The sequence below is a fragment of the Pseudomonas cerasi genome, from assembly GCF_027983475.1.
GTDB classification, from domain to species: Bacteria; Pseudomonadota; Gammaproteobacteria; order Pseudomonadales; family Pseudomonadaceae; genus Aquipseudomonas; species Aquipseudomonas cerasi.
Window position 1 is genome coordinate 146,463 of record NZ_JAQJVM010000002.1, and the last position, 12,164, is coordinate 158,626.

Below are 12,164 nucleotides of genomic sequence, written 5' to 3' on the forward strand. Positions count from 1 at the left end.
TGTCGCGTAGCAGGCCTGCCCAGGCGTGCTACGCGGACATTCGCAGGGACTGATCAGAACTTCATTCGGTAAAAGCTGATCAGCGCTTCATTGCCATACAGGTATTCGAACCTGCCGATGAATGCGCTCTTCTCCAGCCACTCGTTAGGACCCAGAGAGACCTGAAAGCGCGGTGTACAGGTGCACTGATAATGACCTTCGCTGATTGGCCATACTCCGTTCTGCAGGTCGTGCTGGCCCGCTTCGTCAACGAGTAGAGCGCCCCTGCTTTCAACGTTGATCATTTCACCCAACTGGGTGACCAACGTGAAACGGGTTTCCAGAAAGGCAAGCTCGGATGACAACTCAACCAGCGTATTGCTACCGCCGGAGAGTACCGAGCCGCTGAAGTTTTCGCCGTAAAATTCCCCGCCCACTACATTGCTGTTGCTACGCAGCCCGTCACTGCAAATCCCCATGAGCACAGGAGCGTCGGTCTTCAGAATCACGGTCAGCATTTTTTCCAGCTGAGGAGCGGCTGCCGTATTACTACGAAAAGCACGTTTGACGGATTTGTTGAAGTCGATAATGGTCATAGAACTGTTCACTCCATCTTTGAATGGATTCGGGCAACGAATGGCCGGGTGCAGTCCATCGGCATTTATCTGCGCCTGCTTTTCCAGTAAGCTCCACGGAGTCTGCTGAAATCGTACCGAACGGTTCAGTTCCAGTCTAGAGAATTTTGCACACAATCTGCCCACTGGAGAATTGAGGATATGAATGAAGGTCCGTACTGAAGCTCGCCGCGAAGCCATCATTGATGCCGCAGCAAGTGTCTTCCTCGAAATGGGCTACGAGCGTGCCTCGATGAATGAAGTCACCAAACGAATGGGTGGCTCCAAGGCGACGATCTACAGTTACTTCCCCTCCAAGGAAGAACTGTTCATCGCCGTGGTTAACAGGCTCGCCACCGCTCATCTGGCCGACGCGGTTTCAGAGTTGGCGATCCAGGATGACAAACCGATCAATTTGAGAACACTGTTTACCCGTTTCGGGGAACGCATGCTCATGGTGCTCATCAATGACGACAAGGCACTGGCTGTCTATCGCATGGTAGTGGCCCAGTCAGGGCACTCGGACATCGGCATGATGTTTTACGACTCCGGTCCCAGCCAGTGTTTGCAAACAGTCAGCTCACTGATGGCTCTAGCGATGCGAAAAGGCCAGTTGCGTGAAACCGATCCGCACATCGCCGCATTGCAGTTGACCTCGCTATTGACTGCCGAAACCGACATTCGTCTTTACCAGCAGGCGCCCATGCCGCTGAGTATCGAAGAAATTCACGCCATGGTCGAACGCGCGGTGGATACCTTCATGTTGGGTATGGAGAAACGTTGAATCCGCATAAAAGAACCAAGCGGTTTTGATAAAAGCCAATATTGCAACCCTTCTGAAACACTTTGTTACTCTTTTACGGCCAAGTTAATCCGAATGAGGGCGATACCTGATTACCCCTTCGGAGAAACACTTATGATCCTGCGAAAACTTAACCTGGCCGCTCGTTCGACGCTCTGTTTCGGCGTGTTCTGCCTGATGATCATTGCTTTGGGCTTGCTCGCCCTGCGTCAGGCCGCCGAGCTCAATGCTGCGGAAAAATTCATCGAGACCAATGTGCTTCCGAGCGTGAAACAGCTCGCGTCGATTGATCGGGAGTTTGTCAGTATTCGGGGCAACAACGCCCGAGTGCGCAATCCGATTGAACCGCAGGATCGAAAGACCAAGGCGCTCAGCGATATCCAGCAGTCTCGTTCGCTGATCGCCGGCTATTTTGACGCCCTCGGCAAATTGATCGTGACTCCGCAAGGACGCCAGGCATTCGATGAATTGTCCCAGGCACAGGCCGGGTATCAGGTGGCACAGGATCGCTACCTGGCCTCGGTGGCCGCCGGCAATCTGGAAGCTGCAGTGGCAACCTCCAATGGCGAAATGAAAAGCGCGGCCGATCAGGTTGAAGCCGGACTGAAGAAACTCAGGACCGTCAACGACGCCAAAGCCGAGAAAGCCGGTGATACCGCTCAGACTGCCTATCAGCAGACGCTGTGGGTGGTGGGTATTTTCATCGCCGTGGGCGTCATTACCACGCTGCTCCTTGCCTGGATGTACACCCGCAGCCTGACTGGCCCGATTGGCGATTCGTTGAGTATCGCGCAACGCATCGCCACCAATGATCTGAGCAAGGATATTCCGCAGCATGGCACTGATGAGGCGGCGAAACTGATTGCCGCACTTGCCACCATGCAGGCCAACCTGCGCAATGCCCTGACCCTGATCGGCGACTCATCCACCCAGCTGGCTGCCACTTCCGAGGAAATGCATGCCGTCACGGAGGACGCATCGCGCACCATTCAGCGCCAGACCAACGAGATCGAAATGGCAGCCACGGCCGTTAACGAGATGAGCGCGGCGGTGGAAGAAGTGGCCAGTAATGCCGCATCGGCATCTGAGGTTACCTCGCAATCCAGCACTGCCGCCATGGCCGGACGCGCTCAGGTCGATGAGACCGTCACGGCGATCAACCTGATGGTTTCCAAGGTGCAGATTACGTCCACCGAGGTACAGGGCCTGGCCGTCATGGCGACGGATATCAGCAAGGTGCTGGATGTGATTCGGGCCATCGCCGAACAGACCAACCTGCTGGCACTCAACGCGGCCATCGAAGCAGCCCGCGCAGGTGAAGCCGGACGGGGCTTTGCCGTGGTTGCGGACGAAGTCCGGGCACTTGCGCATCGTACTCAGCAATCGACCCGTGAAATCGAACAGATGGTCGGCTCGATTCAGACCGGCACCGGCAATGCTGTCAGCGCAATGGAGCAGACCAGCGTTCAGGCCCACAAGACGCTGGAGATGGCCAATGGTGCCGGCAAGGCGCTGCTCGAAATCACCGAATCCATCAGCCAGATCAATGAACGTAACCTGATGATTGCCACCGCAGCTGAAGAACAGGCTCAGGTCGCTCGAGAAGTAGACAGAAGCCTGGTCAGCATTCGTGATCTGTCCAGCCAGACGTCCGAGGGTTCCAATCAGACGGCCATCGCCACTGCCGAACTGTCGACCCTGGCTTCAAGCCTGAACCGTCTCACCAGGCAATTCCGCGTTTAAGCCCCTCTGCCGGGAAGCTCGCTTCCCGGCATCTCTCCTTCGAATGGTCTGCCCAGGCTTGCCAGCCACTGGCGCAGCGCTAGACGCTACTGCTGCGTGCCGAACATTGCCGTCCAGTAAATCCCTGCGTCACTTTTGGGGTCCATCGCGTAGGCTGCACCCAGCTCGCGGAAATCCGGATTCATCAGATTGGCGCAGTGGCCCGGGCTCAGCAGCCAGCCATCCACCACCTTGCGCGCACTGTCCTGGCCGGCAGCAATGTTCTCGCCCACCTGCTGCCCCACATACCCGGCCAGTTCAGCGCGGTCGCCAGGCGTGCGGCCGTCACGATCCTTGTGGTCAAAAAAGTTTTGATTGGCCATCGCCTGGGAATGACGTTGCGCAGCGGTCCCCAGAACCAGGTTCCAGGCCAGCGGCGTGGTAGCGGCGAAGGATTGTGGGCCGCACTGACGTGCCTGAGTGCGGGCATTGTTAATCATTTCCAGAATCTTTTGCCCCTCTGTCTGCCAGTCACCAAGACGCGAAGCGACCAGCGAGCGCGCCAGCACGATACGCCAGTCTCGCCCTTCGCGGCTGACACCGATGTCGACGAACTGCGGGTCCAGCACCACGCGGCAGAAACTCTCCAGAACCGCCTTGAGTGCAGCGTCTGCATTGTTCGGACCGGACATGCTTATCGCCTGCACAGTGACCATTGGGTAGGAAGCGCGCGTCAACGCCTGTTGCAGGTCCAGATTGCCACTGGCCGGCAGCACCAGACGCGCGTCGCTGGTCAGCGGCGGCAGTTCCGTGGACACCTGCTCGCCACAGCGCTGTGCCTGGCTGCGATAGGCATTGAGGGATTCGATAAGTTGCGTTTCGTCGCCAGCCAGCGCAGCACTGGCAAACACACCAGAGCACAACACGGCCAGAAAGGCTAACGACACTCGCGGGAGCGACAGGCGCAGAAAGTAATGAATGACAGGCATGAAAAGTCTCTCTCGGGCTGAGTCCGCCTATGATGCGCGAAATGACCCGGTCGGGCGCAACGCCTTTTTTATGCCTGACCGGAATTTCACAACCGATCGGGCCAGGACGTGCGCCAGACAATACCTCTTGGGAGCGACTTACAGCTTGAAGTTGGCCACCAGTGAATTGAACGAGGTGGCCAGTCGCGACAGTTCCTGACTGGACGCGCTGGTCTGGTTGGCACCTGCAGCGCTCTGGGTCGACAGGTCCTGAATGTTGAGCAGATTGCGGTCCACCTCGCGAGCCACCTGGGCCTGCTCTTCCGAAGCAGAGGCAATGACCAGATTGCGCTCGTTGATGGTTGCAACACCCTGGGTGATTTTCTCCAGCGCCGCGCCCGCACGCTGGGCCAGTTCCTGCGTGTTGGTGGCGAGCGACAGGCTCTTGCCCATCGCCGCAACCGCGCCGTCAGCACCCGATTGCACGGTGCTGATCATGCCTTCGATTTCCACTGTCGATGCCTGGGTACGGTGCGCCAGAGCCCGAACCTCGTCAGCCACCACCGCAAAACCACGACCCTGTTCGCCAGCACGTGCAGCTTCAATGGCGGCGTTCAAGGCCAGCAGGTTGGTCTGCTCAGCGATACTGCGAATAACGTCAAGCACCTTGCTGATTTCCCGGACATGCCCGGCCAGTTCGGACACAGCGCCAGTGGATGCGGTGATCTCATGGACCATGGTGGTGATGCCCTTGACCGTGTGATCGACCTGGCCACGGCCATCGATGGCATCGTCTGTAGCAGACTTCGAAGCCTCAGACGTGGATACCGCGTTACGCGCCACTTCTTCCACTGCGGCAGTCATCTGATTGACGGCCGTTGCCGCCTGCTGGATTTCGTCGTTCTGGCGAGTCAGCCCGCGGGTGCTTTCATCGGTGACGGCACTCAGTTCTTCGGCAGCGGAAGCCAGCTGGTCCGAGGCACTGGCAATCTGTTGAATGGTGTTTTTCAGACCGCCCTGCATGTCGGACAGCGCGTTCAACAGTTGTCCGGCCTCATCGCCACTGTTGGAAACAATGGGCTGGGTCAGGTCACCGCCCGCAATGCGCTGAGCACTGGCGACTGCGACAGCCAAAGGACGGGTGATCATGCGGGTAATCAGCACGCCGAGCATGATGGCCACCAGAAAAGCAATCACCACGCCAATCTCCAGCATCAATACCGAACTGGCCTTCAGGTCGGCAGCAGCGGCTGCGCCTTCCTTGATCTGACGATTGTTGGAATCGATCATGATCCGCAGATAGCTGCGCACCTTGGTAAAGCTTTCCGAGGAAAGGCTATTCAACTGGGTCCGGGCAGCCTCGTAATTACCCGCCCTCATCAGGTCGACAACCTGTTGAGAGCCCGAAACGTACGCGGGCAGCATCAGTTCCAACTGGTCACCGGCGGCGCGCTCGTCATCTTCCAGAGGCGTGGCGCGGTAGATCGCAAACACTTTTTGCGCACGGGCCAGGTCATCACTCAACGCCTGACGAACTCGATCCTTGTCCGTTTCGGAGACACCGCCATCCTGCGCATCCAGCAAACGGTAAAGCCCGCGGTTGTGGGCGGTGAAGCTGGTCAGCGCTTCATTGGTGTTGCTGACCGAGACAAGGTTGTTGGAGAAGGTCAGCTCAAGGGCATTGGCCAGGCGTGTCACGCCCACCATACCCAAGGCGCCGACGGCCAGCGTAATCAATGCACAGATGATGAAAGCGGAGAGCAGCTTGGTGGAAAACTTGGACTGACGCAGGACGTTCATGGGGCTTACCTGTTGCTGAATGAGGAGTGATGTCAGTGCCGGAATGAGTTGATCAAACAGTGATGATGTCATAATGACTTCACCTCATTTGGATCGTTCCCGACCTCCTCGCTTTTTGATAGAAAAACTTTGACAAGTCGCAGATCTGCGACTAATGCCTTCTATCGGCACCGCCCCGTTCGCAAATCCTGTTCGTTATCAGTGCAGCCGCACGGTGTTTGATGCGCCGGCTGCCAGGCCATCATTGCCAAGACGTTGCTCGGCGAACGTTCTCGCTTCAAGAGTCATGCGGTCCAGATGGCGATCGCGTTGCTTCTCCGCATCGACCATCGCGCTTTTGCCGTGCTGTTTGAGCAGGTAAGCGTGGATCTGCCGCACTTCGACCGAGTTGTAGATGGGCGCGATATCCATGACCGCAAGCAGACCGTCAGTACCGTGATCACGCGTGTTCATGATGACCTGCGGACCACGCGCGCCCAGCACCTGAAAGCCCATTGCCTCGAAATACGCGACTTTGCCGACCACGCAATACAGCTCTGCGTGCGGATAGCGGCTCGTCATTTTCTCCAGCATCGAGCGTGCGATGCCCTGACGGCGGTGGCTGTCGCGCACCGCCATGTAGGCTACGGCGCAGGCCTGCGGATCGTCTTGCACAGGCAGATAGAGCAAAAACCCCACTACAGTTTCGGGGTCTTCATCGTCCAGCGCGACGATCAGCTCCACGGTCAGCTGCTGCGAACCGTCCATGGCATTCAGGTACAAATGCACCTCATACCCCACGCCGTACTGGTAAAGGTTGTACAGCGGGTTGCTCGCCGCGATCGCCACCAGACTGATGTCCGTCACGTAGTCGACGACCATCTGCTGGATCTGGCTACGGATGAATTCCGGCGGCGGGGTTTTCAGCAGCATGATCGTCGACATGGGACAAGGGGCTCCATTAATAGGTGTGTTTGTACGGGATGTGGCCACATGATAGCGCGTCGAGGCACTCAGGACCGATATTGTCATATTGCCAGCATGCTGCAGCGCGCCAACTTAGTTGCAACTTATACGATGATTTTAAAAAAAGAATATCAAATAGCCATCCACCCGAAAGACCACCACAAGTATCGGTACGATCGTACCAGCACACACCACAGTCGCCAGTCTGTTACCAAATAATAAAGTTGATAATGATTCACATCTACCTGAGTAAGAGGATACAAGGAAGTTTAATGAATGTTGACATTCAATAAAAATCCAATTTTTTCAAAGGGATGCATAACTAGCAAAAAAATGGAAATATAACTTGATTTACAGCGACCGAACGTGCAATCAACGCATCAGGCCAACTCGGTACAAACATCCGTTACCGGGTCCACCTTTTGTTCGAGTATTTATCTCAATCACCCCAATATATTTTTATAATCACCGCATTTCCCTCACGCGCCTAAGATTATCCGGCCTACTAAAAATATGAGGGATTCAAAATGCCGTTATTAAACTGGTCCAGACACATGGTGTGCCTGACTGCAGCCGGTCTGATTATTGTTCCGACCGTTTATGCAGCCGACACCCTGACCCGCGACAATGGCGCCGTCGTCGGCGACAATCAGAACTCTCAGACCGCAGGCGCCCAGGGCCCTGTCCTGCTGCAAGACGTTCAGTTGCTGCAAAAGCTGCAGCGCTTTGATCGCGAACGCATCCCCGAGCGCGTCGTGCATGCCCGCGGCACCGGCGTCAAAGGCGAGTTTACGGCCTCTGCCGACATCAGTGATCTGAGCAAGGCGACCGTTTTCAAATCCGGTGAGAAGACGCCGGTATTTGTACGCTTCTCCTCCGTGGTTCACGGCAATCACTCGCCTGAAACCCTGCGCGACCCGCACGGCTTCGCCACCAAGTTCTACACGGCTGACGGTAACTGGGACCTGGTTGGCAACAACTTCCCGACGTTCTTCATTCGTGATGCCATCAAGTTCCCGGACATGGTCCACGCGTTCAAACCTGATCCACGTACCAACCTGGACAACGACTCGCGTCGCTTCGACTTCTTCTCCCACGTACCGGAAGCCACCCGTACGCTGACCCTGTTGTATTCGAACGAGGGCACCCCAGCAGGCTATCGCTTCATGGATGGCAACGGTGTACACGCCTACAAACTGGTCAATGCCAAGGGCGAAGTGCACTACGTCAAGTTCCACTGGAAATCCCTGCAGGGCATCAAGAACCTTGATCCCAAGGAAGTCGCTCAGGTCCAGTCCAAGGACTACAGCCACCTGACCAACGACCTGGTTGGTGCGATCAAAAAGGGTGACTTCCCGAAATGGGATTTGTACGTTCAGGTCCTGAAGCCTGAAGAGCTGGCGAAATTCGACTTCGATCCATTGGACGCCACCAAGATCTGGCCGGACGTTCCCGAGAAGAAGATCGGGCAGATGGTCTTGAACAAGAACGTCGATAACTTCTTCCAGGAAACCGAGCAGGTCGCCATGGCCCCGGCCAACCTGGTTCCAGGTATCGAACCTTCCGAAGACCGCCTGTTGCAAGGCCGTGTGTTCTCCTACGCTGACACCCAGATGTATCGCCTTGGCGCGAATGGTCTGAGCCTGCCTGTCAACCAGCCCAAGGTTGCGGTCAACAACGGTAATCAGGACGGTGCGCTGAACACTGGCCACACCACCAGCGGCGTCAACTATGAGCCGAGCCGTCTGGAACCTCGTCCAGCGGATGACAAGGCGCGCTACAGCGAACTGCCGCTCAGTGGCACTACCCAGCAGGCGAAGATCACGCGTGAGCAGAACTTCAAGCAGGCGGGTGATCTGTATCGCTCCTACAGCGCGAAAGAGAAGACTGACCTGGTGCAGAGCTTCGGCGAGTCGCTGGCCGACACCGATACTGAAAGCAAGAACATCATGCTGTCGTACCTGTACAAGGCAGATCCGGACTACGGCACTCGGGTAGCCGAAGTCGCCAAAGGCGATCTGAGCAAGGTCAAGTCCCTGGCTGCAAGCCTCAAGGACTGATGATCTGATACCCCGTCCCGGTGCTCAGTCGCCGGGACGGTTCCCGTCAGGAGAACGCCCATGAAGCATCTGATCTATGGCTTGCTGCTGTTCGCCGCAGCCGCGAACGCCACACCACCGACATCAACAACGACCCCCACTCCACCGCCCCCGGAGCTGACTGCCGAGCAGACGGCCAGCCAGCTGCGCACGCTGTTTTTCGACGCCTCCCGTGAAGGCAACAACCCGATGCTGGACACGTTTATCGAGGCTCATTACGACCTCAACATCCGCGATGAACAAGGCTATACCGGTTTGATTCTCGCGGCCTATCACGGCCATGAAGACTCGGTGATACGCCTGATAGATGCCGGAGCAGACCCTTGCGCCAAGGACAATCGCGGCAATACGGCGCTGATGGGTGCGATTTTCAAAGGTGAACTGAGCATCGCCAAGCGTCTGGTTCAGGCAGATTGCGGTGCGAACCTCACCAACAATGCCGGGCAGACCGCAGCCATGTACGCCGCCCTGTTCAAACGCACCGAAGTGCTCAAGGAGCTGACCGACAAGGGCGCAGACCTGAGCATTCGTGACAGCATGGGCAATGACGTGGAAGGCTTGTCCAAGGGTGAATTCCAGGCGCCGCCCACCCGCTGACGGCTGCTGGAATCAGTCTTCGCGCTCAATCATTTCGTAGATGCGGCTGGCAAACGCTTCCATGGTGAAGGGTTTGGTGAGCACCCACATCCCCGGATCCAGATGGCCGTTGCCAATGATGGCGTTCTCAGCGTACCCGGTGATGAACAGCACCTTGAGGTCGGGTCGAATGATGCGCGCGGCATCGGCCAATTGCCGGCCATTCATACCCCCCGGCAACCCGACATCAGTCACCAGCAGGTCGATACGCGCATCGGACTCCAGCACCTTGAGCGCAGATGCGCCTTCGCCCGCCTCGACCGGAATGTAGCCCTGATCCTCCAGCACTTCAGCCACCAGCATGCGGATGGTCGGCTCATCGTCGACAATCATCACGGTGCGCTCGGTCTGCACAGGCGCCGATCCAGCAGCATCTGCAGCCTCGATCTCTTCCGGTGCCCCAACGTAATGACGCGGCAGGTAGAGACACATGTTCGTGCCCTGATCAGGCTCGGAATAGATACGCACCTGCCCGCCGGACTGGCGCACGAAACCGTACACCATCGATAAGCCCAGCCCCGTACCCTGCCCCAGTGGCTTGGTGGTAAAGAAAGGGTCGAAGGCCCGATTGATGACCTCGGGCGACATGCCTGTACCGGTGTCGCTGACACACAGCGACAGGTATTGCCCGGGGATCAGATCGCGGCTTTGTGAGCCGCGCTCGTCAATCCAGCGGTTGGCTGTCTCGATGGTAATTCGCCCGCCGCGCGGCATGGCGTCCCTGGCGTTGATGCACAGGTTCAACAAGGCATTTTCCAGCTGCGGTGCATCGATGAACGTTGACCACAACCCGACCGAGGTCACCACCTCCACAGTGATATGCGGTCCGACCGTACGACGAATCAGCTCTTCCATGCCGATGACCAATCGGTTGACGTCGACCGGCTTGGGGTCAAGGGTCTGCCGGCGCGAAAACGCCAGTAATCGGTGAGTCAGTGACGCCGCACGTTTGGAGGCATCCTGCGCAGCCCCTATGTAGCGGTCCAGTTCATTGAAACGGCCCTGGCTCACCCGTGTCTTGAGCAGTTCCAGCGAACCCGTGATGCCGGTCAACAGGTTGTTGAAGTCATGGGCGATACCGCCCGTCAACTGGCCTACGGCTTCCATCTTCTGGGACTGGCGCAAGGCTTCTTCAGCCTGGCTCAGGCGCTCCTGCTCGCGAAGCCGTTCGCTGACATCGTAGGCAAACAGGTAGGCCCCAATGGCCTGCCCCTGAGCATTGCGCAGCGTGCTGTAACGTATTTCAAAATGACTGGCCGGATCGTTCGAGTCACTGAAGCTGACACTTTCGGCGAACTCTTCGCCCGCCAACGCACGCGTCCAGCGCCGTTCAAGATCAGCCTTGCTCTGCGGCCGGTCGTCGAGCAGGTCGAGCATATTGTCACCCACCTGCGGCCGAACACCGAACAGACGCTCGAATTCGCGCAGGGCAGCGCCATTGATGGCCATCCAGCGAAAATTGCAGTCGACGACATGAATGAACGCATTGGTGCCGTTGACGACGTCGGCCAGCACATTACGCTCGGCCACCGCTTCGATAATGCGTGCTTCCAGAGTTTCGTTCAGTTGCTTGAGCGCCAGTTCAGCGCGTTTGCGTTCAGTGATGTCTTGAAACAACACCGCGACCTGCTTGCGGCTGGCCGGCTCGATGCGAAACGCGGTCAAGGCCAGATAGCGCCCTGTGGCCACCAGTTCGCGCTCGAAACGGATCGGCTTGCCGGTCCGCAACACGTCGCCGTAAAACTCCAGCCAGCCATCAGCCTCCTCGGGAACCATCTCGCGCAGCTTCTTGCCCACCACGTTGGAAATGCCGGCGTGGTACTCGTAGGCCGGGTTGGCTTCGACGTGAATGTAATCGCTCAGCGGACCGTGTGGACCGTCAAAGAACTCAATGATGCAAAAGCCTTCATCCATGGCGTTGAACAGAAAACGATAGCGCTCCTGGGATTGGGCCAGGGCGTATTCGGCCTCCCGACCGGTGACGCTCAGGCTCTCTTTAAGCGAGGCATTTTCCTGCTCCAGAGCCGCCAATCGGCTCTGGAGATGTTGTAAATCTGTCGGGGTCAAAGCGGCGGCACCTGAGGTATTGGTTGCGCCGCTTTCCCGTCATGCGGGGCGGCACAAGCACGCTACGAGAAAAACCGCTCGCATGCAAAAATAATGGCGTTTTGAGCTCAGAAATTCTGGTTTTTTTGACCCAGTCAGCGCGATAGGTACTTTTGTGAACAACATTCACGAGTACAGGGGCCACGCCGTACCGATCCCGATTGACCCGTGATATCAGTTCGACGCCGAAGCTGCGGCATGCAGGCGCAACCATTGGTCCGCGACTTGCCCCATGTTCTTGGGCTCGCCATTGTTGATCCATGCCATGAATGGCCGATCGAACCTGAACGACGCCCCGCACTGCCCGGTCATGAAACGCCTCACGTTCTGCGTGTTCCGATAGGTGTCATCCACTGGCGTATCACGCGTGATGAGGTCGGAGTGCCAATTGAAAGCCATGCCTGATTCCTTCTGCCGTCGGGTTGCAGGCACTCTTTATAGCGGGATTCTGTTGCAGTCGCGAGGTTGGAAGGGCTTGTGGCGTACAGGAATT

General features: G+C 57.3%; 10 protein-coding genes and 1 pseudogene. 4 read left to right on the plus strand and 7 right to left on the minus strand.

The features are described 5' to 3' along the window. Window positions 1-53: 53 nt before the first annotated feature. Window positions 54-575 carry a DUF3237 domain-containing protein gene (locus PI739_RS09760; RefSeq protein WP_003370392.1) on the minus strand — a complete coding sequence of 174 codons (522 nt, stop codon included), beginning with the start codon at window positions 573-575 and terminating at the stop codon, window positions 54-56. Between the two features lie 184 nt (window positions 576-759). Between PI739_RS09760 and PI739_RS09765 the strand changes: the two genes are divergently transcribed. Beyond that, a complete protein-coding gene (locus PI739_RS09765) occupies window positions 760-1,377 on the plus strand; it encodes a TetR/AcrR family transcriptional regulator (RefSeq protein ID WP_054081601.1) in 618 nt (205 codons plus the stop codon). 132 nt (window positions 1,378-1,509) lie between these two features. Continuing rightward, complete coding sequence (locus PI739_RS09770; RefSeq protein WP_054081600.1) at window positions 1,510-3,138, plus strand: methyl-accepting chemotaxis protein; 1,629 nt, start codon at window positions 1,510-1,512, stop codon at window positions 3,136-3,138. A gap of 86 nt (window positions 3,139-3,224) precedes the next feature. Here the strand turns inward: PI739_RS09770 and PI739_RS09775 are convergent, their stop codons facing one another. From PI739_RS09775 to PI739_RS09785, 4 genes and pseudogenes are all read right to left on the minus strand, one after another. Next, window positions 3,225-4,106, minus strand: coding sequence for a CAP domain-containing protein (locus PI739_RS09775; protein ID WP_054081599.1), 882 nt, complete (start codon window positions 4,104-4,106; stop codon window positions 3,225-3,227). A 138-nt stretch (window positions 4,107-4,244) separates the two neighbouring features. Further along, on the minus strand, window positions 4,245-5,108 hold the full coding sequence (locus PI739_RS24865; RefSeq protein ID WP_404944166.1) for a methyl-accepting chemotaxis protein: 864 nt from the start codon (window positions 5,106-5,108) through the stop codon (window positions 4,245-4,247). Further along, a pseudogene (locus tag PI739_RS24870) lies at window positions 5,103-5,957 on the minus strand (MCP four helix bundle domain-containing protein); the annotation flags it as partial. The gene PI739_RS24865 and the pseudogene PI739_RS24870, both read right to left, overlap by 6 nt. Before the next feature lie 126 nt (window positions 5,958-6,083). After that, window positions 6,084-6,809, minus strand: coding sequence for a GNAT family N-acetyltransferase (locus tag PI739_RS09785; protein ID WP_054081597.1), 726 nt, complete (start codon window positions 6,807-6,809; stop codon window positions 6,084-6,086). Window positions 6,810-7,384: 575 nt separating this feature from the next. Between PI739_RS09785 and katB the strand changes: the two genes are divergently transcribed. Further along, window positions 7,385-8,890, plus strand: coding sequence for a catalase KatB (gene katB, locus PI739_RS09790; protein ID WP_054081596.1), 1,506 nt, complete (start codon window positions 7,385-7,387; stop codon window positions 8,888-8,890). A gap of 60 nt (window positions 8,891-8,950) precedes the next feature. Then, window positions 8,951-9,526, plus strand: a complete 576-nt coding sequence (locus tag PI739_RS09795) for an ankyrin repeat domain-containing protein (RefSeq protein WP_003370362.1) — start codon at window positions 8,951-8,953, stop codon at window positions 9,524-9,526. Between the two features lie 12 nt (window positions 9,527-9,538). Here PI739_RS09795 and PI739_RS09800 read toward each other — a convergent pair whose 3' ends face one another. Further along, window positions 9,539-11,632, minus strand: coding sequence for a hybrid sensor histidine kinase/response regulator (locus PI739_RS09800; protein ID WP_054081595.1), 2,094 nt, complete (start codon window positions 11,630-11,632; stop codon window positions 9,539-9,541). A 213-nt stretch (window positions 11,633-11,845) separates the two neighbouring features. Further along, the gene (locus PI739_RS09805) at window positions 11,846-12,070 is read right to left on the minus strand and encodes a DUF6434 domain-containing protein (protein ID WP_054081594.1); all 225 of its coding nucleotides are present in this window, start codon (window positions 12,068-12,070) and stop codon (window positions 11,846-11,848) included. Window positions 12,071-12,164: the final 94 nt, after the last annotated feature.